20 protein-coding genes are annotated in these 23750 nt (G+C 59.1%); 5 read left to right on the forward strand and 15 right to left on the reverse strand.

Translation table 11 applies throughout. The features are described from left to right. Window positions 1–11 precede the first annotated feature (11 nt). From HY011_00655 to HY011_00670, 4 genes are all read left to right on the forward strand, one after another. Window positions 12–458: a hypothetical protein gene (locus HY011_00655; protein ID MBI3421437.1), complete on the forward strand. Its 447-nt coding sequence runs from the start codon at window positions 12–14 to the stop codon at window positions 456–458. A 38-nt stretch (window positions 459–496) separates the two neighbouring features. Further along, on the forward strand, window positions 497–1498 hold the full coding sequence (locus HY011_00660; protein MBI3421438.1) for a ketoacyl-ACP synthase III: 1002 nt from the start codon (window positions 497–499) through the stop codon (window positions 1496–1498). Next, a complete protein-coding gene (locus HY011_00665; protein MBI3421439.1) occupies window positions 1498–1743 on the forward strand; it encodes an acyl carrier protein in 246 nt (81 codons plus the stop codon). Before HY011_00660 ends, HY011_00665 begins: the two co-directional genes overlap by 1 nt. Window positions 1744–1859: 116 nt before the next feature. After that, complete coding sequence (locus HY011_00670) at window positions 1860–3596, forward strand: AMP-binding protein (protein MBI3421440.1); 1737 nt, start codon at window positions 1860–1862, stop codon at window positions 3594–3596. 283 nt (window positions 3597–3879) lie between these two features. On the opposite strand, the gene HY011_00675 is transcribed toward HY011_00670, so the two are convergent. Beyond that, entirely contained in the window at window positions 3880–7086 is a 3207-nt protein-coding gene (locus tag HY011_00675) for a hypothetical protein (GenBank protein ID MBI3421441.1), read from the reverse strand. Between the two features lie 48 nt (window positions 7087–7134). Further along, entirely contained in the window at window positions 7135–11736 is a 4602-nt protein-coding gene (locus tag HY011_00680) for a hypothetical protein (GenBank protein ID MBI3421442.1), read from the reverse strand. Window positions 11737–12129: 393 nt separating this feature from the next. On the opposite strand from HY011_00680, the gene HY011_00685 reads away from it, so the two are divergent. Further along, on the forward strand, window positions 12130–13032 hold the full coding sequence (locus HY011_00685) for a diacylglycerol kinase family lipid kinase (GenBank protein MBI3421443.1): 903 nt from the start codon (window positions 12130–12132) through the stop codon (window positions 13030–13032). Window positions 13033–13093: 61 nt separating this feature from the next. Here the strand turns inward: HY011_00685 and HY011_00690 are convergent, their stop codons facing one another. The 13 genes from HY011_00690 to HY011_00750 all read right to left on the reverse strand — a co-directional run bounded on the left by HY011_00690 (window position 13094) and on the right by HY011_00750 (window position 23543). Next, window positions 13094–14035 carry a glycosyltransferase gene (locus HY011_00690; GenBank protein ID MBI3421444.1) on the reverse strand — a complete coding sequence of 314 codons (942 nt, stop codon included), beginning with the start codon at window positions 14033–14035 and terminating at the stop codon, window positions 13094–13096. Between the two features lie 240 nt (window positions 14036–14275). After that, window positions 14276–14740 (reverse strand): RES family NAD+ phosphorylase, encoded by a 465-nt coding sequence (locus HY011_00695; protein MBI3421445.1) that lies wholly within the window; start codon window positions 14738–14740, stop codon window positions 14276–14278. Further along, window positions 14737–15168, reverse strand: a complete 432-nt coding sequence (locus HY011_00700) for a DUF2384 domain-containing protein (GenBank protein ID MBI3421446.1) — start codon at window positions 15166–15168, stop codon at window positions 14737–14739. Before HY011_00700 ends, HY011_00695 begins: the two co-directional genes overlap by 4 nt. Before the next feature lie 122 nt (window positions 15169–15290). Continuing rightward, window positions 15291–17003, reverse strand: a complete 1713-nt coding sequence (locus HY011_00705) for a M28 family peptidase (protein ID MBI3421447.1) — start codon at window positions 17001–17003, stop codon at window positions 15291–15293. 126 nt (window positions 17004–17129) lie between these two features. Then, on the reverse strand, window positions 17130–17444 hold the full coding sequence (locus HY011_00710) for a cell division protein ZapA (GenBank protein ID MBI3421448.1): 315 nt from the start codon (window positions 17442–17444) through the stop codon (window positions 17130–17132). 116 nt (window positions 17445–17560) lie between these two features. Continuing rightward, on the reverse strand, window positions 17561–17833 hold the full coding sequence (locus HY011_00715) for a hypothetical protein (GenBank protein ID MBI3421449.1): 273 nt from the start codon (window positions 17831–17833) through the stop codon (window positions 17561–17563). A 92-nt stretch (window positions 17834–17925) separates the two neighbouring features. After that, a complete protein-coding gene (locus HY011_00720; GenBank protein ID MBI3421450.1) occupies window positions 17926–20034 on the reverse strand; it encodes a phenylalanine--tRNA ligase subunit beta in 2109 nt (702 codons plus the stop codon). Further along, the gene (locus HY011_00725) at window positions 20024–20311 is read right to left on the reverse strand and encodes a hypothetical protein (GenBank protein ID MBI3421451.1); all 288 of its coding nucleotides are present in this window, start codon (window positions 20309–20311) and stop codon (window positions 20024–20026) included. The genes HY011_00720 and HY011_00725 overlap by 11 nt, the downstream gene beginning before the upstream one ends. Window positions 20312–20344: 33 nt before the next feature. Continuing rightward, entirely contained in the window at window positions 20345–20785 is a 441-nt protein-coding gene (locus HY011_00730; GenBank protein MBI3421452.1) for a DinB family protein, read from the reverse strand. A 9-nt stretch (window positions 20786–20794) separates the two neighbouring features. Further along, on the reverse strand, window positions 20795–21181 hold the full coding sequence (locus tag HY011_00735; GenBank protein MBI3421453.1) for a HEPN domain-containing protein: 387 nt from the start codon (window positions 21179–21181) through the stop codon (window positions 20795–20797). Further along, window positions 21162–21506 carry a nucleotidyltransferase domain-containing protein gene (locus tag HY011_00740; GenBank protein ID MBI3421454.1) on the reverse strand — a complete coding sequence of 115 codons (345 nt, stop codon included), beginning with the start codon at window positions 21504–21506 and terminating at the stop codon, window positions 21162–21164. The genes HY011_00735 and HY011_00740 overlap by 20 nt, the downstream gene beginning before the upstream one ends. Window positions 21507–21532: 26 nt before the next feature. After that, window positions 21533–22579 carry a phenylalanine--tRNA ligase subunit alpha gene (gene pheS, locus HY011_00745; protein ID MBI3421455.1) on the reverse strand — a complete coding sequence of 349 codons (1047 nt, stop codon included), beginning with the start codon at window positions 22577–22579 and terminating at the stop codon, window positions 21533–21535. Window positions 22580–22775: 196 nt separating this feature from the next. Continuing rightward, window positions 22776–23543, reverse strand: a complete 768-nt coding sequence (locus HY011_00750) for a DUF4332 domain-containing protein (GenBank protein MBI3421456.1) — start codon at window positions 23541–23543, stop codon at window positions 22776–22778. Window positions 23544–23750: the final 207 nt, after the last annotated feature.

Genomic DNA, 23750 nt, shown 5'->3' on the forward strand with positions numbered 1-23750 from the left:
TGAATTGCCTGATGAACCGGTTAAAGCTGGCACAATCTGTTTGCGTGAGCGCGGGGCTGCTTTTGGGCGCACTGAACGCGCCGCCGCCTGCCAACGCCCAGCAGCGGCATGCCCAGCCGCGCCGTACCGCTGCGTTGCGCGAAGAATTTTCATTCACACTCAAAGATTTCAAAATGGAGCATCAGGCTGAAACCAACAGCTTGAACATCCACATTCGTTACATCTACAAAACCGGCCTTGCCGAAAACGAATATCCGAACTTCATTCCGCTGGCCAAGGATGTAGAACAATTTCTGACCGCTTATCCGAACGAAAACACTTATTGGGAAATCGTCAATAAGGAGCTGACGAAGCTGGTGCTCGATAAATACAACGCGCTTTCTTCCATCACTTGCGAAATCGAGGTTGCACCATCCCGTCGTCATCCATACACCCGCGCCAGCCGCGTGACGCGCTAGCGTCGCACGCGCTAAGGCGGGAAAAGGAGTTTTAGAGCATGCAACAAAAACGCAGAGCCAAGATCACCGCGCTGGGCACTTATGTCCCGCCGCGCGTGGTCACCAATCACGAGCTGGAAAAGATGGTTGAAACCAACCACGATTGGATTGTCGCCCGCACCGGCATTCACGAACGCCACTGGGTCGAACCTGGCACGCCCACTTCCGAACTGGGCGCGCAGGCCGCTGCCGAAGCGTTAAAACAACGCGGCATCGAAGCCAGCGAAGTCGAATTGATCATCGTTTCGACCGTCACGCCCGACATGTTTTTCCCTTCGACGGCCTGCATGATTCAGAAAAAGATTCATGCCACGCACGCCTGGGGCTTTGACATTTCCGCCGCCTGCGCCTCGTTTCTATTCGCGCTGACCACGGGCGCGCAATTCATCGAAAACGGCACGCACAAAAAAGTCCTGGTCATCGGCGCTGACGTCATGACCAGCGTTCTCAACCCTGAAGACCGCACAACGCTCGTCCTGTTCGGCGATGGCGCGGGCGCAGTGTTACTTGAGCCTGGTGAAGAAGGCGAAGACTTCGGTCTGTTGGATTACCGGCACGAAATTGACGGCGCGGGCGGCGAGAATCTTTACATGCCCGGCGGCGGCAGCCTGCACCCCACTTCGCACGAGACCGTAGACAAGAAGATGCATTACGTCCATCAAAACGGCCAGGCCGTCTTCAAATACGCCGTGCGCAAGATGGAAGAATTGAGCACCGGCATGCTGGCCAAACACAGCCTGACCGGCAATGACCTCGCCTGTTTCATTGCGCACCAAGCCAACCTGCGCATCATTGACGCCACGGCCCAAAAAACCGGACTCGCGCCGGAAAAAGTCATCAAGAACATTCACAAGTACGGCAATACGACCGCCGCGACGATTCCACTGGCAATCAACGATGCGATTGCCGACGGCAAACTGAAGAAAGGCGACCTGGTGTTGTTTGCGGCGGTGGGCGCAGGGTTCACTGCAGGTTCGGTTTTGATGAGGTGGGCATACTGATGATGCGAACACAGGAACAAATCATTGACGAAATTCTTGCGCTGGCCGCCACGCACTTCAAAGTTGACCGTGCGGCGCTCACCGCTGACGACGACTTTTTCAAGGTGCTGAAGATTGACAGTCTACAGGCGCTGGAATTGCTGACGCGACTCGAAAACCATTTCAGCGTTGAGTTGCCTGATTACGAAGTGCAGGGTGTCAGCGATTTCCGCACGCTGGCGGATCGCATCGAAGCGCGACTTTGAGCACGCAATGCAGTACCGGGAGCGGTAGCGACCGGGTTAGATTCGGCCTGAAGTTCTTTGCCTTAAGCTAACCCAGTCGCTACCGCTCCCGGTACTGCGTCGGCGGCCCCATCCTTATGCCCAATTCCCAAGTCAAAATGATCAGCCTTGCCGAGCAGCCTTCGCTCGGCTCTGCCCTGCGCGCAGCTTTGGATCGGTTTGCCAACGAGACCTGCCTGATTGAAGCCGACCGTGAGCGCGAGAACCAGCGCTGGACTTACGCCGAATTCAAAGCACGCGCATTGCCGTTGGCAAAATACCTGCAAGCGCGCGGCGTCCGGGCCGATTCGCGCTGCGCCATCATCATGACCAATCAGTCGCGCTGGCCGCTCGCGGCCTACGCGATCTTTTACTGCGGCGGCGTAGTCGTGCCGCTCGATTACAAACTCTCTGCCACTGAACATGTCGCGCTGCTCAAACACTCGCAAGCCGCAGTCCTCATCACCGAATTCCATTTCTGGCGCGCGATCACGCAGGCCGCAGGCTTTGACGAACTGACGCATCTGAAAACCGTCATCGTCACCGATCCGCCCAAACGCGGCGACTTGCTCAACGCCGTGCCTTTTGACGAAGCGCGTGCGGAAGGCGAACCGCAATTCGTCGAACGCCGGCGTGACGATTGGGCCTGCATCGTGTATTCGTCCGGCACTGGCGGGCGTCCGAAAGGCTGCGTACTCACACACCACAACTATCTGGAGCAATGCGCGTCGCTCACGGCGCTCTATCCGTTTTGGCCGGGCGTGCGTTACTTGAGCATCCTGCCGTCGAATCACGCGATTGATTTTATGGTCGGCTTCCTTGGCCCGTTCGTCTGCGGTGCAGCGGTCGTGCACCTGCGCACGCTGCGGCCAGAGTTCGTCCGCGAAGCCTTTACGCGCTTCAAGATTACCTATGTCGCGCTGGTGCCGCTGATCCTGAAAAACCTGCAGGCGGGCTTGCAGCAACGCTTCGACGAATTGCCGCCACTCAAGCGCTTTGTCTTTGATCGCTTGCTCGCGCTCAACAAGGCGTTGACGAAAAAGCAGCCAAACCTGGCGCTCAGCCGCAAGCTGCTCAAACAGGTTCACGCGGCCTTTGGCGGCGAGTTGCGCGCGATCTTCACCGGCGGCGCGTTTTCGGATCCGCAGATGCTGCAATTCTTTTATGACTTGGGCCTTCAGGTCGGCAACGGTTACGGGTTGACCGAAGCGGGCACCGCGATCACGCTCAACGACTTCAAACCGTTTCGCGCCGATACCGTCGGCAAGCCGCTGCCCGGCATGCAAGTGGAGATTCGCCATCCCGACAGCGACGGCATCGGCCAAGTCGCCGTGCGTAGCAACACCGTAATGTCGCACTACCTCGACGACCCCGAACAGACGGCAGAGACGATTGTGGCTGGCTGGTTGTTGACGGGCGACCTGGGGCGCTTTGACAGTGACGGCCATTTACAACTGGTTGGCCGCGCCAAAAACATGATCGTCACCGCAGAAGGCAAGAACGTTTATCCCGAAGACATCGAGCAAGCGTTCGAGGGCCTGCCGGTCAAAGAGTTCTGTGTGTTTGCAGCCAATTACATCTGGCCCGAACGTTCGCTGCTGGGCGAAAAGCTGGTCATCGTCTTGCGGCTGAACGAAGGCCAGGAATTCAGCGAGGAATTGAAACAGGAGCTAGTCAAACGCAATGCGAAGCTGCTGAATTTCAAACGCCTCAGCGGCTACGTGCTTTGGAAGGCTGATTTCCCGCGCACGACCTCGCTGAAAATCAAGCGGATTGTGTTGGCTGAGGAAATACGCCAACGCTTTGAGCGGCAGGCGGCGTTGCGGGAATTATGAAGGCTGGCTACCTTTTTTATAGCTCAAATGCGCCTCACGGAAAGAGCGGAGTCCGATCGAAGAGGTGGTGCGGCTTGAGCATGAATTCCAACCACATCAAGTGGGCTTCCCTTTCCAAAGGCCGCCGCTGACGATTTCGCCGTCCTCATCCCGCACCAAGTGATGCGCCGAACTGGTGTATCACACAACCACATCTGTGTTTGCTACCGGCTCCGGCGGCGTGCTGAAGATAGGCAGGTTGACCGCGAAGATTTCTCCCGGCTGCTAGTAATCGCAGCACTCTTTATTTCTGACACACACCACCAATGAGACCGAGGCCCGTCCCTGGATCAGCCAGGAGTTTCGGGCTATGCGGGTCGGTGCTGAACCAGAACGTCTTGAACGGCACTTCGCCGTGGGGCATGTAGTGGTTCCGGAAAGTACTCGTCGAAGGATCGCAGACGTTCTGCTGGATTGAGAACTTGAACCCGCCAGTCATCTGGCTGAGGCTGGTCCAATCAAGATACGACGGCTGCGCCACGTGACAGGTGCGGCAATCCTTACGCACCACGTTCTGGTACAGGTCAGTGTTGCTCGACCAGCCAGACAGCCAGACGGGCGGCGTATCCGAGGCAATGCAGCCTGAGTTGTTGACGCCGCACGGGTACAGGCCGTTGATAAGTCCAACAATCGGGTCGTTCGCATTCGTGTTGTTCGGATGCGTGGCGGCGATGATGGCGTTCAACTGCCGGAATTGCTCCTGCTGATTGCTCAGGGTATACCCATCCACTAGGTCGTATACGAACGAAAACACGTCGAACGGCAGGAACGAGGCACCTTCAACCTTATTCGTGGAGGAATTGTAGCCTCCCCCGTGACAAGCGAGGCAGAGTTGCGGGAGTTCCTTGTTGAGTTCGCTGTCGAGCGCCGGATTCTTGAAAAGCGTGCCATCGGCCTTGTACGCGTAGAACTGCACTGCGTCGTCATTGGACGTGCCGTCGTACTCCATCGCCACAGTCGCGAGCACACTCGACAACTTGTTGTGGATCGCGTCGTAGATGGCGCTGGCGGCCGGGCCTGCAGGGCCTGTCCCATAGTTGCTGACGTAGCAGGCCGCTTTCCCGGTGGCCGCATTCTGCTGGCGGCAATGCATGTCGCGGCCAAATTGCAGGTCGCCATTGTTGTAGTAGACAGCGTTAGCTTCGCCAGCGACGGGGGGTATTGTCGGGTCGTCGTTGAATCCGTTGGTGGCTTTCCAGTGGCTGAACGTATCACGCTGAGTCGCACCAATCGCCCCAAGACTCGTGTAGTACGCGGTGGCGACCGGTGTCGGGTCAAGTGGGTCACTCCCTAGTGGCGGCGGGATGATCGGGAGGCCGAGATACGGCACGTCGTGTGGAGGCAGATCAACCGACAGGATGACCGGTTGGCCGGTGGTGGTGCTTGCCGGATCGAACCCCCTACAGGCGCCGTACGGAAAAGGCGGGAAGCCATCACTCGATCCGTCGGGTAGACCGGAATTCACGGTCAGCGTTTGCAAGATGGCATCGGGCCCGCTGTTTGGGTGAATCTCCAGCGTCACGGCTGTATTCGGCGGAAGCCTGAACAGACCATTGATCTTTTCCGTCACCTGGAAGTCATTATGGTTCGGCCCGCCGCTCGAACTGGTATAGCTCACGTGCAGCTTGAACGGAAACGCCGGCGCGCCTTTGAGGGCATTGGTCGGATCGTCGAACACGGTCAGCTTGATGCAAGCCGTGTTGCTGAAGACCGTGTCGGCGTTGAACGCGCTAAAGTGCCGCACTTTCCCGCGATACCGGTTGCCGACTTTTGTCAGCGTGCCGTCCTCCAGCCAGATGCCCCTCGCCTCGTCGAACGTGAAAAGTGGGATGGTCGCCGGCGCGGTCGCCAGGGCCGGCGGGTGAATCGTCAGCTCAATGTCAGCCGTGGTGCCCGGCGCAAGGCGCAACGGTTGGCCGCCGCCATCCGTGAGCGTGGCATCAATCGCGCCATAACTCACCATCGTGGCGTTCCGCCCTCGATAGACCGCGGCGCCGTCGCCGGGAATCGCGTTCGACTGGTTGAGGTCATAGGCGAACAGATACGAATGGACCGGCCCCGAGGCCGGGTTGCCCCTGGCATCCACCAGCGTATTTGGTCCAATCGTGACCTGCGCGCCGTTATTGCGCTCGAAGACCGCTCGCCCACCGGCGCCGGCATCGAAGGTCGCGTGCTGCGCCTGGTCGAGTTTCAGGCTCAACCCGGCAGCCGGCCCATATACGGCGCGTGAGAGCAGCGCAAAGGCAGCCTTCTTGACATTGATGACGTAACGCTTGCTTTCCGGGACGCTGGCTAAGAACGCGCCAGCGGGGTTGGTCTTCACCAGTGTGCCGTTCACGCTGACCGCTGCCTGGTCAATAGGCGCGCCGGTCGCGCGATTGGTCACGCTGCCGCTGATGCGCACCTGGTTGGGGCCAGTCCGGATGGTGAGCCGACTCGTCGCGAACCCGCCTTTCCCATCCGTGACCTGCACCGAGATGATATACGTGCTCGGCGCCGACGGCAGCTTCCAGTCAATCGCCGGGGCATCCACGGATTTCAGGCTCGCGTTGCTATCGGCCCACTTGAAATGCAGTCTGTTGCGGTCGCTGTCCGTCGCCGTGACCGTCACCCTGAGGACTTCACCAGGGCTCGCGCTACGCACATCCTGACCGCCGCGCGTCGCCCGCAGACCGAGGATTACCGGTAAAGAGTTGGTTGAGGTAATGTCGAAGGCGCTCGTTCCCAACAGATCGGCGGCCGCCAACGACACCGTCCGCGTAATGACACCGCCGCCAAAGGCCGCGCTGAGCCGATAGTTGCCGGCAGCCGGCACTTTCGGCAGCACATATTGTCCGAAGCTGTTGCCGGTGACAGGTCCCGCGACCACGGCGCCGCCGGAATTGACCAGCGAGACCTTGGCCGCCTCGAGCGTTCCGAACTGCTGGCTTTCCTGGTAACACCAGCGGGCGGGTTTGCCCATCAGCACCGTCCCGCGCAGCGTGCCAGGCTCGGGGGCGATCAGCGCATCGTGGTCGAGCACGATTGTCTCGCCCGCAATCGAAATGATCGCCGGATCGCAGGCAGAGATGAAACCGTCACCCTCCAGGCACAACTGGTAACGGCCCGGCTGTTGGCGCGGTATCGCGAAATAGCCGTGCGTGTTCGTGGCCACCTTGGGAGTCGCGGTGTTCTGCGTCAGGTTCTTGAGGAAAACGCGGATGTTCGGCAATCTGATCGGCGGGATTTTCAAATCCTGGCGACCGGCGCCAATAGCGGCAAAGCCGTGAACCTCGCCGCCGCGCAGCACGCGTAGTTGCGCGGCTTGCCGCGCGTTCTCGGGGCTAGCCAGCTTCTGACAACTCAGGATGGCTAACGCGAACAGAAGCGTTAGCGCGACAAGCAGCCTCTTCGCAGGCACGAGGGCTTTTATCGAAGTGCGAGTGTCAGACGCTGATGTTCCTGTCTTCATAGTGGTCTCCTTGTTTGCAAGCGTTACGGCAACCTGAATGACTGCTTATCAGGCTCGTTCAATGCGGTACCAGACCTTCCAGTCTCCCAGATTCTCCGGTTCGATCTGTTCGTCGCCCGGCCCGTAGCTGCCGAGCCAGGACTCCGGCGGGCCGGTGAAAATGCGCCGGTAGGGGCAGAGTTCGTCGTCCGGGTCGAAGGTGTCCAGTTCGATACCCATAATCTCAACTGCCAGATGATCCTCGACGAAATCCTCGAACAGGGGCAGGTTCAAATGAATCGTGTTGTGCCCGGGCGCGTCGGAAATGCTGAAGTGCCCTTTGCCCGGCAGGCGCAGTTCCCGGAGCAGTCCGCCATTGTTGCGAGAATGGACTCTGGCGTGGAAGCGGAATTCGCCTGCGCCTTTGATGAAAGGGTCGTGGTCATCCAGGATCTGAATCCGCTCCAGCACCAACCGAACTTTCTGTCCCTGCTCCCGTTCAGTCGGGTCTTCCCACTTTACATTGGGATCATTGGCCAACTCGACAAAGCCGCGCGCGCGCTGCCGCAGAAACTCGACCTGACGTTCCAACACCGGACGCCAGCGGCTGAGCTTCGGCGTCAGGTTCAGGCGTTGATGGAAGAGCGAGAGCAATCGCCGCTCAGGTTCGTGCAGGCGGGCGGCCTTGCTGACTTGAATGTTGATCTGGAATCCGCCCAGCACGCGGCGCTGGTCGGTGCGCACCTGGTTGACGTCCACGATGAACTTCTGCCCTTCCTTGATGCCCGCCGGCAGCGTGACGGTGACCAGCCCGGCCAGGTTGTCGCCCCAGAAAGGCGGGATCGGCAGATAGGTCGGCCCCGCGACAAACAGTCTCAGCGTGTGCGAATCGCGGATGCCCACGCTGCCGGGCGCATGCCGCAGATTGCGATAGTTGACGATCTCTTCGACATTGGCGCCGGGCAGGTAAAGCTCCACCACCGACTGGCGCGGCAGGTTGTTCCAGAAGAAGACCAACTCGTCCAGGCCTTCGGTTGACTTCCAACGTTCGGCATCGAATTGCCAGCGGGCGGTCTCGCTGGCTTCAGCCTCGCTGCGTTTGATCAGGCCTTCAACGACACCCGGCGCCTGAGCCAGCCAACTGCTTCTCAGGTGTTCAAAGCCGTGCCCGCCTCCGTGTTCGTGGCCGTTGCCTTTATCGCCTACGCAGCAGACGGCGGGCCGGGCTGGGCGCGGCGTTGGCCTTTCAAGCTCGTCTTCTTTCTCGTGGTGTCCCGCGTGTGCGCGCTGTGGCGTGGGTTGCTGGTTGGGCTGCCGGCGGCGCGCGCGTGTGAGATTGATGTCGAAGCTGTGTTGAATGGCGCGCGTGATCTCAGACCCCGGATTGGCTGTCCTGAGAATCAGCAGATTGCGTTGCGACAGATTGTCAGATGTGCCCGGCGTGGAGCCGTTGACCGTCGGGTCGGGCGGATACCAGACCTCGACCACCATGCATTGGTGTTGGCTGATGAGCAGATCGCGAATCGGAAACAGACCGCTTCCGAATCCGCCATCGCCGGTGAAGGTTTGCGGGAATCTGGGCGCGCCCTGGTTGATGTCCAGGTACGCGCCGAAGAAGCTCGGCAATTCGCCGCCGCCGGTGGGCGGGAAATGCGTTAAGTTTTTCGGGTCGGTCTGCGTCGTCATCGCGGCGCTAGTCGCCACGCGCGGCTCGGCAAAGAACGGAATCGAAGCCAGTTCGTTGGTCGCGGTTCGCCCCAACAGCGCGATGCCGCTGGCGGCATCAGTGCGATAGGTCAGCGTGTTGTCGAACTCGACGTTCGCCGTGCCCCAGCGCAACAGTCTGAACGAGGCGCGCACTTTCGGCGCCGTCGGGCTGGTGTCGGTGCCGGTGACGCTCTGCATCCGCACTTTGGCCAGCGCGAAGTTGTGGACGTTGACCCCGCTGACCTGAGTCGAATATTCCAACACCGACTGCTCCTGGTCGGGCGTCAGAGAGTCGAAGTTGTCGGCGCCGGCAGTGCCGTCGCGCAGGTTGTCTATCGCCTGCTGGATGAAAACATTTGGGTCTGTCCAACCCGCCGGCACGCCGAACCGGGCCACGCCCTGATTCACCTTGAGAACGCGCGTGTCAATGCTGAGCCAGGAAGTTGTGCCGTCGAGCATGTAGGGGTTCGAGTCGATCTGCAGGCGCACGCGCGAGGCATCGTCCATCGCCTCGTTGCCCGAACGGTCGCGGGTTTTAATGACAAGCTTGAGGTCTTTGAAGTCGCCAGCGTTCATTCCGGCGAATGTGGCATTGCCGCTGAAAGTCACGCGGTAACTCCAGGTCACGCGCTGCGGCGCGCTGGGATGCAGCGACGGGTCTTCGGGCAGACCGTTGCCAATCGCGGCGACGTCCACCAGCCCGGCCAGCGAGACGTCGGTAATCGCATCCCGCAATTCGAGCGCGGGCGCGTGGGCGTTGTCGGTGTAAAGCCCGGCGGCGCGCACCGGCGGCGCGATCAATCCCTGCAATTGCGGTTCGACCTCCGGCGGCCAGACGATGGGCGCGGCCCGCGCCGTGCGATCCTGCACCAGCACGTAAAAAGCATTGTCGAACACGCTCTGCCCGCTCAATGCAATCGCATCAACTTGATCCTGCGAAAAGCTGCTGCGATCCAGATAAACGGTGATCTCCGGCGCTTGTTTTTCCTGAAGCAGCGGAATCTCGATGATCTCCTCGTGGTCGAAGCCGTCCAGCCGTTCGTAGGTCGTTCCCGCCGGAAGAGCGGCGGCGAAGGCGTCGAGCAGCGTCAGCGTGGTGTTCGAGCCGATCAGGGCAATCATCCGCACCTGCCCCGCCGCTCGAATCAGATCGCCCTGTCGGAAGAAGGTTTGGAAACTCGTGCCGCTGCCGGTAATCGTCGTGCCGCTGCTGGAGACGGTTCCGGCGGCAGCCGGGATTGAGCCGTCAGGTTTGTGTTTGCAGGTCAGATGGCCGGTCACGCGAATCAGGCTGTTCTTGAAGCCAGTGGCAGTCGGCGTGAAGCTGAGATTGTCCGAAGCGAACGGCCCCTCCGGAACTGTGTCAACGTCAACTGTTCCCGCGCTGCCATCGAAGACGAAGTCTTCAATGAAATTCACACCCTGTTGCCGCTCGTTCGGATTGATCGGCGCGCCGGTTGTGATGATCAGATTGCGCGGCGGTAACGCGATGACCGGAGCAGCGCCGCCCGCTTCGCGCAGCACTTCACATTGCAGCATCAGTTCAAGCGGCCGGCCAAACGGCGGGTTGAAGGAGGTGGGATCGGGTCGCACATTTATCTTGACGCGCAGAGTGCCGTTGCCGTCCGTAAGGTTGATGCCCTGAATGGCGTTGGCAGGTTCGACGCTGTCGGTGCTAGTCGAGAATTCGCGCAGGATGGTCAGAATCTGCGGTGACGGGTATGCCGATCCGTCGGCTTGAACCGGCGCGAAGGTTACGAAACGCGGTTCGCGTTTCGCCCACACGTCGTCAATGAAGCCATGCCAGGCAAAGAAGCGTGGGACGTGGTTATTCGTGACGGGCGGTGCCAGGTCGCCGTTCAGGTAGTGCCCCGGACCGTGGTAGCCGGAATCGGATGCGCCAGCTACCGGGATCATCTGACCAGAGCTCGAGGTCGCGGGTGTGTCTAAGATAAAAGGGTTGAAGTCCCTGGCGAAGAACTGCCCCATCTCGCCGGCGTTTGCGAATTCGCCCAGGTCCCCATTCCAAAAAGTGGTGTGGACTGGGGCGATATCCACTGTCGGCGGCGTGTTGCTCCAATCAACGACCGGGTGGCCGGGGCCTTGAGCATTCCATACCACATCCAGATTGGCAGGTGGGGGAGGATTGGAGGGAGTGTCGTGCGCACACGTGTTGAGGGATTGCACTGCGTCCTGGCCCGTGCGCGCCAGCCAACGGTCGAACAACACCAGGTGATCGCGATGGAAAGTGAAGAATTCAGCGCCGACCTGTGTGCGGCTGATCTGCTTTTTGCGCCGATGCTGCCCGACGCCAGTCTTGAAAAACGGCGTGGCCACCGTCCACGACGCCGCTCCGCTGTTCGGATGCCAGACGTGATGCACCTGATGAAAGATGTCGGTGAAGTCCTTTTCCGAAAGGATCGTGCCATCGCGGTCATAAATGGGCGGCACGGGGAAGACCGGCTGGCCGAGCAGCCGTTTGCGCAGATCGAGCACCCAGCGCATGAACGCCCAATAGCGATAGCTGAATGGAGCTTTGATCTCGTCATCCAACTCCATCCCATTGCCCGAGCTGACGTAATTGCGGAGAGTGTTGTAGTAGTTTCTCGCCGCAGTACCCAGATCGTTTGTTGTCCAGGTACCGGGGAACGGGCTGCCGTTCAACGCCGCTGGCACGCCCGGCCCGACCGGAAGTGTCAACGAATCGTTGTCGGGGAAGACATCCCAGCCGTCCCACGGGCGCACCGGCGGCAGCAGGTACAAGCTGCGCCAGGCTTCATAGCGGCTGAGCATCACATTGAGGTGGTGATCGAGAAAGGCGTTCCCGGCCACGTTCGAGGTGGGGCGATTGTCGAACGTCCAGACGAGGTGATTCTTAGTTCCGCCGGGCGGCGGGCCCAATTCCGCCGTCCCCAGGTCTCCATAAATCAGCGAAGTGACGAAGTTGATGTTATTGGCTCCCATGATGGTGCTCCTTCCGTGTTAGTGATGAAATGAAATTCAGGCTGCTTGTAATTGTGTGTAGAACCCGCAATCGAAGTGTCAGTTGCTGGCAAACCAACCGCTATCCGACAAGCTGCCAGCTTGTCGGATGACTCTAAAGCGCATGCATTCGGACAGGGGTTTCGAACACGCTCTTAGTCTGTAGCGCCGCGTTCGTATCACCTCGGCGCCCTGCGGCTGCTTTCAACTACATATGGGTTGAGACACAAAATCATTTCGGCCCTGCGCATCTAAATTTCCAGTGGCCTGCGCAACCGTGTGACTTTCCGAACGCACGCCAACCCAACGCGCGCATTGAGAACCCTGCCCCCCTGTGCCAGAATCCCCCGCACTTCACCAACCAACGCAACACTGATGAACAAAGCAACGCTCGCCATCGTCAATCCCGCCGCCGGCTTCGGCAAATGCGCCACGCTGCTCGGCCCCGCGCTCGACCGTCTGCACCGGGCGGGCGTTCGCTTCGAGGTCGCTGAAACCAAACACGCCGGGCACGGCGCCGCACTTACGAAAGAAGCCTACGCCGCCGGCTATCGCCGCTTTCTCGCTGTCGGCGGCGACGGCACTTCGTTCGAGATCGTGAATGGGTTGTTTCCACAGGCCCACGACGAAGGCGAGATTCCCACGCTCGGTTTTTTGCCGCTCGGCACCGGCAATTCGTTTCTCAAGGATTTCACTAACGAGGGCGTCGAGTACTCCGCCCAAGCCATTATTGCGGGCCGCACACGCCCGTGCGATGTCATTCGCATCAACCATCGTGACGGCGCGGTACATTACATCAATATTCTCAGCTTAGGCTTTGTCTCTGAAGTCTGCGTGCTGGCGAATCGCCGTTTCAAATGGCTGGGCGCGGCGAGTTATGGCTTGGCCGTCGTGCTTTGCCTGGCGCGATTCAACAAACAAATCTACCGGCTGAAACTGGATGGGACGGAACAACCCAATCCGCCCGCCACGGCGCTGCTGATTTTCTGCAACAGCAAATATACGGGCGGCCATATGATGCTCGCGCCGAATGCCGACATCGCCGACGGCAAAATCGAAATCGTGCGCTGGTCGGCTGATCGCTTCGATTTCATCTTCAATTTCAAAAAATGCTACGACGGCTCGCACATCCGTCATCCGCTGATTTGGCAGGGCCGCGCCAAACGCATCGAGTTGAATTTCGACCAGCCAATTGATGTGATGGTGGATGGCGAGGTGCTGACGTTGCAGATGGATTCGCTGGAAGTGTTGCCGTCGGCGTTGCGGGTGATGGTCTAAATCGAACCACACAACATTGAGACAGCGCTCCCGGTTCCGTACCAATGTTGCGTGTTCCGATTTAGGCGCTCTTGTGCTCTTCTTCTTTCTGATTGAATTCTTCCGGCGGCACTCCCCGCACTAAATTTTTCAGTTTGGTTGCCGCGTGGGTGGGAATGGCTTGCGGATAGTAACGCGCCAGGGTCAATACGCCCCCCACAACCTGCCGCCACTGCCCCGCGCGTAAATTCAGCCGGATGTCTGTCGTCAATCGCTCGCCGTAATAGCTCCGCGCCCGGTGTAAACCTGCCCGATACGCCGTCGTGAGCTCAGGATGGGCGCGCACGAAGTCTGCTTGCGCGGCAAACACCGCTAACGCATCGCGCAACATCGCCGCCGAATTGCGCGACATGCTGGGCAGATGCTGGCGGTATTCGGCGACGACTTCGGCGTGACAACAGATCGGATAACGCTGGGCGAGGCGCAAATACAGTTCCCAATCCGCACAGCCACTGCGCGCTTCATTCCAGCCGCCCACAGCTTCCAGTTCGGCGCGACGATACAGCACGGCGGCAGGCAACCAGACGCAAGCGCCGCCGCCCAACAAGGTCGCATAATGATCGCTGGTCACACAACGCTGCTGCGGTATACCCAGCACTTTCCCATCGCCCGCAATTTCGCGGTAATGTCCAGTGGCGATGACGCAAGCGGGCCGTGTTTGAAGCTGCTGCAAATGCGCTTCGAGTGCGTTCGGGGTTAACCGGTCATCCGCATCCAGAAACATCAGAAATTCGCCTTGGCTTGTGCGCATGCCGTGATTGCGGGCGGCTGAGACGCCCCGATTGGATTGCTGAATGAGTTTGACGCCGGGATAACGCGCGACAACCGAGGCGGGGTCGGCGCGCGAACCATCATCCACCACGATGATTTCGCGGTGCGGCCAAGTCTGGGCCAGCACGCTCGCAATCGCGTCGCCGACGAAATGCGCCTGGTTGTAACAAGGGATGATGACGGAAACGAGCATGGGCAGTTGGTAGTTGTCGGGTGGCAGCGGCGATTTAGATCGGTTTTCACATCGGTGTAGGGGAAAAGTCGCACAGCGGGACAGTACCGCGCGCGTGAGCAAGCGGCGCGTCAAGCTTTCGCCATTGGTTGAGCCGCCCACCCTCCGCTTGCTCACGCGCGCGGTACCGTCCCGGCACAACGCGCTCCCGTAAACGCAATTGCAAACCGCTCTAAGTCAGGTAACTGCCAACCGCCAACCCTATTTCCACAACCGTGGGTCGAATTGAAAAGGCACCGCGACGTGCCGCACGATCCGGATGAAATCTTTGTGTTCGGGGTTGAGCAGATAATTTTCTTCTTGCGGAACAACAACGGAAGGCACCGCCAGCACGGCGGTTTTGCCTGCGCGCAACCAATCGGAACCGATGCGACGCAAGACATCCGGCGCGGGGTAACGCCGCCAATCCACTGGCAAGTCAGCGAGCAAAATGCGCGTTAGGCGCAATTGGCCGGGCAAATCGGCGGCGCTGGCGACGTAATCGGCGGGCAGTAATTCGGGATCGAGATGCACAAACGTTTCCAGCGCCGCCAGCGCCAGACTGTCTGCCGTATACACCATCGCCGCGCCTTCTTCATTCCAGCGACCGCCATATAGCTTTGCGCCGAGACCCGTGAAGGCTTGTGCCGCGTACTTCCGATTGCACAAGCGCCAAACCCTTCTCAACTCCAAACTCCGTGCGCGATGCGACCCAGCACGGCTTCGACCTGGCGCGTGCCTTCGTCGGTATCGAGCAATGACAGCGGCGTCACATGCGCCAAGGCGCGGTTGGGCCGCAACAGCCAGGCGCGCGCCCTTTCGACCTCACCCAAGACAGCTTCAGCCAACGCGACGACGCGGGCCAAGCGATACACGCGATCCGATTCGGCGGCAGACAGGCGTTGCTCGCCTTTGCGCCGCGCAATCGTGCGCGTCGGCAGGCCGAGCGCGACCAGCACAGCCTCACGTGAAATACCGATGGCGCCGATGATGGATTCCAACGCGCTGTAATCCAGCCCGCGGCGCACCACCGGAATCATATCGGACGCCGAAGCGACTTTGGCGCCGAGCGCTTTTTCACCACCCAACATTTTGACGACTCTGGCAGTCTCCATCCTGAAACGCACCTCCCAAAATGGATTGTGTACCGGCAATCTGGCCGGGATTATCCGGCCATCTGGCCAGAGCCGTCAATGCACGTGGAATAAATCAATTGCGCCGCGCACAAAGACGTCGCTTAATTTCCCGAATACTGCGCGGGCAACGGTTTGTCCACTTTCACACGCGCGCCCCGATTCGCCAGTTCCCACAGCGTGGCATAAACGGTGCGCGTGACTTTTTCCATCTTACCGAAATCAATCTTCTCAACTTGATCGCTCACCTTATGGTAATCCTCGTTGATGCCATCAAAATAAAAGATGATCGGGATGCCTTTGCGGGCGTAATTGAAATGGTCGCTGCGATAAAACAGCCGCTGCGGATCATTCGGCTCGTCATACATATAATTGAATTTGAGCTTGAGGTAAGAGTCGTTGACGGCTTCACTGAGCGCGCCTAATTCGCTGCTCATCATCTTGGAACCGATGACGTAGATTTCATCTTCCAGCGTGACACGATCACGCTTTTTGCTATCAACCTCTTTAGCACTGCGGCCAATCATATCTATGTTGAGTTGCGTGGCGATTTGATTGAGGGGCACCGGCGGATTGTTGGTGACGTATTCCGAACCCCAGAGTCCTTTTTCTTCGCCCGCGTGCCAAACTAGCAGGACTGAACGTTTCGGACGCGGAGCCTTGGCCAGGGCTTCGGCAATGGCCAGCACTGCCGTGGTGCCCGAACCGTCATCGTCAGCGCCATTCGACAAGCGGTCATCGTTGCCGAGCACACCGGCTGATTCCAAAAACAGTTTGTAGCGTGACCAGCCATCGGTCTTGCCTTCATCGGATTTGGGCCGCACGCCGACGTGGTCGTAATGCGCGCCGACGGCGATGTATTCATTTTTCAGGATCGGATCGCTGCCTTCCCAAATGGCCACGACGTTCTGGGTCGGCAGGGCGTCCAGCTTGCCCAGCACGCTCAAGCTGAGTTGCTTGTCGCTGTTGAGCGCAAAGCCAGGGGAGTATTCATTGGTCGCCGCCTGTTTCAAGATGGCTGCGCCATCCGTGGCTTCGCCTTGAAAGATAGCTGTCAATAACTTTGCCGAAGCCGTCACCGTGGGCAGCCCGTTCGGATCTTGCGCGCTGCCGAGCGTGGCGCGTCCGCCGCCTTGGGCTGAACGAGCCAACATTTCCCAGCGGCCCAGCACCGTCGGATTGGGCACCAGCACCAGCCCTTTCGCCCCGTGCGTGCGGGCATAGTTGGCGGCGGTGTCGTAATCCTCGCCCAGCTTGCCTTTCAGATCGCCGGGCTGCACGCCTTTGGGATAGCCTTCGGCAACGACCACGATTTTGTCTTTCACGTCCAGCCCGGCGTAGGGGTTGACGTTTTTGGCTTTGACCAAATAGCCGTGGCTTACATACACCAATTGGCCTTTGGCCGTGCCCTGCACCGCGCGCGGGATGAAGTCTTCGCCGAGTTTGAAGCTCTGCCCGCCCAATTCAACTTTGGTTTGGCTGCCATCCAACTGGCCGCGCTGCAAGGTGAAGCCTTGAAAGAACGTGCCGTTGTCGCCGGCGGGTTTGAAACCCCAGCGCGACAGATTGAACGCCAGGAACTTCGCCGCGACGTTCAAACCGCGCGACGGCGTGTCGCGGCCTTCCAATTCATCAGCGGCGATGAAGGTCAGGATTTCGCGCATCTGCTGGGCGGTGATCGTTTCGATACCGGCAGGCGCACCCGTCGTTTTAACAGACGCCGCTGCTTTGTTGTCTTTGCGCTGCGCGTGGGACAGCGGTTGCAACGTCAGACAAGCCAGCAATACTGACAAACCGAATAGACTAACTCTTCTCACATTTCCTCCAATAGTTGGCAATAATTGGGCGCTCAGTCCCTGTTGACAGTCTGGCAGGAGATCAGGCCAGCGGGTATTTATGAAACTATGCCAGGATTGCTTGCGTGCTGCTACGGGCAGAAACACTCAGCGCTGATTTTTCAACGCCTGGTCGAGCACATCGGCGCATTCGGCGCTGCGCTCGGCAATGCGGCGGTTCAAGGCTTCGTAACGCTCATTCGCCTTGTCCAACTCATCCGCGATATGCAGTGCAGCCAGGATGGCAATTTTCAAGGAATCAGCCGTCGCCGCGCTACGCGCGATGTCGCGCATGTGCTGATCCACCTTGGCGGCCAGCGCCTGCGTGCGGTGCACTTCGCCATCTTCAGGGCGAATCAGATAGCTTTGGCCGAAGATTTCAACCTTGACCGGGTGACGCGGATTCAATTCATTACTCGCCATCTGCATCCTTTCAAGAAAGTCCTGAGAAGTCCTGAGAAGTCTTGAGTGACAACAATCATTCTTTCGACGCAAGGGGAGCGACTTTTCAGGACTTCGCTGGACTTCCCCAGACTTACTCACCGCTTCATCTCGTTTTCCATTTCCAGCACCGCCACGGCATCGAGCATCGCTTCGACTTTCAACCGCAGCGAATCGCGCTCGGCTAAGAGCTTCTGCAACTGTCCTTCCGCGCGTTCTTTCTCGCCAATCAATTTCGCCATCTCGGCGCGCATCAAAACGTTGTCGCGTTCGAGTTGCTCTTTCTCCATGCGCAACCGGCAGCACAATTCGACCGTGCGATAGATTTTGTCTTCCAAATGCGAAAACTTCTCCATTCCAGCGGTGGTCATCTTTGTGAAGCTCCCGATTGATTGCGGATTGCGGATTGTTGAATCTCCAATTTCAAATCCCGGCGGCATAACTCAAAATCCACACACTGCCCTCATCTGATTTCTGCGCCAAACGTCTCGCGCAACACCTGCACCACGCGTTCGTGCGCGGCATTCACTTCTTCGTCCGTCAAGGTGCGGTTGGCCGCGCGGTAACTCAGCGAGAGCGCCAGCGAATGTTTGCCCGCCGGCAATTCCTTGCCCGCATACAAATCAAACAGGCGCACGCCGGTCAATTCAGGAATTTGCAACGCGTGAATCGCCGCTTGCAGCGCGGCAAAATTCACCGTGGTATCTATCAACAACGCCACGTCGCGTTGGGCCTGCGGGAACTTCGGCAAGGGACGATAGCGCGCTTCGGTGCGTTCGCTGGCGAGGAACGCGCCGAAATCCAGTTCCGCCACGAAGACCGGTTGTTTGAATTTGTACCTCGTTGCAATGCGCGGATGAAGCTGGCCCACGCGCCCGAGCGTGTGACCGGCGTGCATTATTAGGGCAGCGCGCCCGGTATGCAAATATCCGGGCGATTTGGCCGCGCTCTCTACCGACGCGAATTCCAGACTCTGAATTGACAGCACCTCGGCCAATGTTTCGAGCACGCCTTTCACGTCGTAAAAATCCAACCGCCCTCCGGTTGGCAAAGCGGACGCCTGCCAATCATCGGCATTGCGCACACCCGTCGCCACCAGGGCCAGTTTCTCTGCTTCGATAGGCCGTTCAGCATCTGCATGGGCAAAGCATTTGCCAAACTCAAACAGCCGCACGTTGCGCGTGCCTTGATTGAAATTGCGGGCCAATGCTTCCAGCAAACCGCCCAGTAAATTCGTGCGCATCTGCGCTAACTCGACATCAATCGGATTGCTCAAGCCCACGCGCCCAGTTTCGCTGATCTCGCTGAACAGCGCGTCATTCGCCGCATTCACAAAACTGAAACTCACCGCCTCGTGATAGCCCGCCGCCGTCAACGCCTGCCGCACGCCGCGCCGTTCGCGTTCGCCCGGCAAGAGCGAACCCGCACCCGCGCTGCCCGGTAAGGTCGTTTGCAATTTATCGTAACCCTCGATGCGCGCGACCTCTTCGATCAGGTCTTCTTCGATCTTGATGTCAATGCGCCACGGCGGCGCAACTGTCGTCAGCGCTTGCGCGGCTTCATCAACTTCCGCAGGCATGCCCAACGCGCCCAAAATGCGCGCCGCCGTGTTCAATTCGACATCCAACCCGGTCAACGCCTGATAGCGCGCGCGCCGGAACGGAATCGGCTGTCGCGCAGCGTGAATCGCGTCTCTGCCCTCTTGCCTGCCCGGATAAATGTCCAGCAATTCATCCGAAATCACCCCGCCCGCAAGCTCTGCAATCAACGCTGCCGCGCGGTCGGACGCTATCGCCGCAATTTCAGGATCAGTGCCGCGCTCAAAGCGATAAGACGCCTCGGTCGCCAAACCCAGCGCTTTGGATGTCGCGCGAATCTGCGCGGGGGTGAAGTAGGCGGCTTCGAGCAACACATCCACAGTTTTGTCGGTAATGCCTGAATCCTCGCCGCCCTTGATGCCGCCCAACGCCACCGGACGCTCGGCATCGGCAATCACCAGCATCGCACTGGTCAGCGTGCGCTCTTCTTTATCGAGCGTGACGATCTTTTCGCCCTCGCTCGCCCGGCGCACGATGAGGCGTTGGCCGCGCAGCATATCGAAATCAAAGGCATGCAGCGGCTGCCCCAACTCCAGCATCACGTAATTGGTGATGTCGGCCACGTTATTCACGCTGCGCTGCCCCATTACTTCCAACCGCTTGACCAGCCAATCCGGCGAAGGGCCAATCTTCACACCCTTGATCAAGCGGGCCGTATAACGCGGGCACAACTCCGGCGCGGTGATTTTCACTGAGGTCAAGGCAGCCGTGTTAAGCGATTCATCCCCCCGCCCCCCCGTCGCCACGTCTTTCTTTAACGGTGCATCCAAAATCGCCGCGACCTCGCGCGCCACACCCAAATGCGACAGACAATCGGGTCGGTTCGATGTCAGGTCAATTTCCAGCACTGCATCGCCGCCGTGTTCTTCAACGGCATCCACCGCCAACCCCACCATCGTCAACCGCTCAGCCAATTGGCGTGGCGGGATAGCGATGTCCACGAATTCTTTGAGCCAGTTGTAGCTAATTTTCATTTGTGTAAATTTCAGGCCAAGCTTGCTTGGCTTGCTTGTGAACGTAGCCCTTGAGGACTGACGACAAAAGTAAGATCAGGACGAACCCACTGAACAACAACGCGAATTCGAGCAGCGCCTCGGCTTTATGCGCCGCCTTCCAGGCACTCAGCAGCACGGGGGTAAGCACGGCACCCAGCAAGCCGATGTAATAGCCCTTATCCCCAAGTTGCCAAAGCCAGCCAAGCTGACGGCTCCGCGCTCTGATCTGTGCATATTGCGGATAATCAAGTGACACTGCGCCAGACCTCATCTGTATTTGGTGCGTCGTTCAGCCCAAAATCTGCCGCAAATGCATCTGCAAGTGCCGCACGTAATCTTCGACCAGAAAACCCAACGTTACTGGTTCGCCCCCGCCAATTCGCACCGTCCGCGCCAAGTTCTCAGCGGGCATCAATGCCGTGACCCGCGCTAAGTGCTCGTTGTAGCACTTCCAGAACAGCAACAACTCCGCCCAGGCCGTCTGCTGGTAACCTTGCACAACCACCCAGCGTTCCTGCTCGTAGCCCGGCAACTCCAGGTCGTCGTAAAACTGCCCGCGCACGAAGCGCTGATGGTTGTTCGAGGCCGAATCAATCAGATGACCGATGATCTCTTTCGGCGACCATTTGTCAGACGCAGGTTTGACAGCGCTGTCGTCTTCGCTGATCTGAACGAGGCGGTAGTGACTGTCCGTAATTGTTTGGCGGAATTCTTCCAGCAAGTTGTGCATGGATCACCTCTAAACCGGCAAACCGAAGGACTGCCGAATTGTCTTGCGAACGGCCTTGCAATCTTTCAGCGCGTGTTGAGCGTTGAGTTTGCTAGCGGTCTGTCCCGGATAGCGAGTTGCGACCGAATAAGCATTCAGGCCTGTCAATTCGGGCTGCAAGCCACTCCAGCTTGGTTCGACTGACTGCACCTGGGTCAGCAACAAAATCAGGTTATGAGTTTTCTGAATCGGCAAGCCTGCTTCTTCAAGCCGTGCTTTGAGATACTTCTCGGCGCATTGCTGCGCGTGAAAACAGACGAGGCCATAATTTGGACGTGTGCGGGCGCGCTGCAACCGTTGCGCCGCATCCCAATCGTCTTCGGCGCGCTCGATCCATTCAAGCGATAGGGGCTTCATACAAGACCTTTCCCCGCTCAATGATTTCGCGCATAAACCGATCGCCCAGGGTCAATCGCTGCTGAACCTGTTCAGGGGTTTTGACCAATAGATCAATCGGCAGCATCAAATTCAGCTTGCGCAAGATGGTCACAGCCTGTTCCAGCGGGTCGCCGGTAAAATGCATCACGACCAGCAAGTCCAGGTCGGAACCCGGCGTCGGTTTGCCATACGCCTGTGAACCGAACAGGATGATCCGCTCCGGCTGAAATTCCCGCGCAATCAGCGCGCAGATTTGTTTGAGTTGCGCTTTGACGGTTTGACTGACTTTGGCTCTGGCGGCCATTGCATTCGCTCCTTTCAGCTACGGCTTCAACTAAACTGCTCCAAAAACCGCACATCATTCTCATACAACAACCGAATGTCATCCAGCCCGTACATCAGCGCGCACAACCGATCCAGCCCCAACCCGAAGGCGAAACCGGAGAACTCCTGCGGATCAATGCCGACGCCGCGCAGCACATTCGGATGCACCATCCCTGACCCGCCCATCTCGATCCAACCGGATTGTTTGCAGACGCGGCAGCCACTGCCGTGGCATTTGAAGCAGGTGTAATCAATCTCTGCGCCCGGTTCGACAAAGGGAAAGTACGACGGGCGGAAGCGCGTTTTGGTGTCCGGCCCGAACAGGCGGCGCACGAACTCTTCGACCGTGCCTTTCAAATCGCCGAGCGTGATGCCGCGATCCACGAGCAGCCCTTCGACCTGATAGAACATCGGGTTGTGCGTAGCGTCGGGCGTATCGCGACGGAACACGCGGCCGGGCGCGGCGATGCGCAGGGGCGGGCCTTTCGCTTGGCGCTTTTGCATGGCGTGAATCTGCATCGTCGAAGTCTGCGACCGCAGCGAGAGCCGTTCGCCGTGTTCGCCCGCCAGATAGAAGGTGTCTTGCGGGCTGCGCGCCGGATGATTGGCCGGGATGTTGAGCGCCTCGAAGTTATAAAACGCGGTCTCAATCTCCGGCCCGTCTTCGATCTCGTAGCCCATCGAGACAAAGATGTCTTCGATACGCTGGCGCAAGAGCGTAATCGGATGCAGATGCCCGGCGGCAATGCGGCGGCCCGGCAAGGTCACGTCAATGCGCTCTTTGATCAACTGTTCGGCTTCGCGCTGGGCGGCGAACTGGGCGAGCAGTTTTTCGATGTCGGCCTCGACCGCATCTTTCAATTCGTTGAGTTGCGCGCCGAAAGTCTTGCGCTCTTCGGGCGCAAGCTTGCCGAGCGTTTTCATTTCGGCGGTGATGCGGCCCGCTTTGCGCCCGACCCAACGGTCGCGCAAGGCGGCGGCGCTCGCTTCAGCGGTTACGGCCTGCAACTCTTGTTGGAATTCGGCGCGGAGTTGTGCGAGACGATCTGACATAGGTTTTTGCAGTGAATGCGTGCCCGTCGCCTGACCGTGAGGGAGGCGGCAAATTTCAAATTCGCAATTTGAAATGGGAGATTACAACCTCCTTCAGGGTCGGGCTTCTGACACGTACTAAACAAATACCCAGGGCTGCGGTCAGCGCGCCGCGCGAAGCCCTGGGTATCACGAATTCAACTCGGCGGCGTGCCGCTTAGTGGCTAATCACGCGCGGCAATTCCTTGGCCTGCGCGACCCAATTTTCGACTTCCTCGACGGCCGGGACAGCTTCGACCAGGTTCTGCGCGGCGTTGGTCTCGGTTAGCTTGGCGTGCAGATTGGCGGGCACGCGCGCCGCCAATTCGACGACTGTGTCCACGCCGGCGGCTTCGAGCAGATTCGCCAGTTGTTCCGTGATGCCGTTGACGCGGCAAAACAGGTCGGCCTGATTGACCCAGCGCAAGACGCTCTTTTCTTCGACACCAGCTTTGGCGGCGAGGGCGGCGCGCCCACTCTTGCTCGCGCCTTTTTCGAGCAATTCAGTGCACTGCCAGATGCCGCTGGCGTTCAGCTTCTGATCGTCGTCGGCAGTCAGGTCAGCGATGCGTTGCAGATCGGACAGCCGTCCTGTATCCACACCTTCTTCCGCACCTGCCGCGACTTCAGCCTCAGGCGCCGCCGCTGCTTCAGCCACTTCCACTGCCGCTGCTTCAACAGGCGCTGCTGCTGCTTCAGCCACTGGCACAGCTTCCACCGGTGCTGCTTCCGGTTGCGGCGCGGGTGCCGCCTTTGCCGCAGGCGCGCTGGGTGCGGGCGCGGCAGTGGCTGCCGTGCGGGCAACTTTCACGGGCTGTCCGTCACCCTTGGTCAAGGCCTGTTTCGCTTGCGCCGCCAGATCGGCAAACGCTGCCGGTTGGTTGACGGCTAGGTCGGCCAGAATCTTGCGATCCAATTCGATCTCAGCCAGTTTCAGCCCGTGCATGAATTGGCTGTAGTTCAACCCATTCAAGCGCGCCGCCGCGCCGATGCGAATGATCCAGAGCGAGCGATAGTCGCGCTTCTTGATCTTGCGTCCGACATAGGCGAACTTGAGCGCGCGTTGCACTGATTCGCGCATCGAACGATACAGTTTGCTCTTGGTCCCACGATACCCACTCGACAGTTTCTCTAGTTTTTTGCGCTTCTCTAG

This window comes from Acidobacteriota bacterium (genome assembly GCA_016196035.1).
Classification (GTDB): Bacteria; Acidobacteriota; Blastocatellia; order RBC074; family RBC074; genus JACPYM01.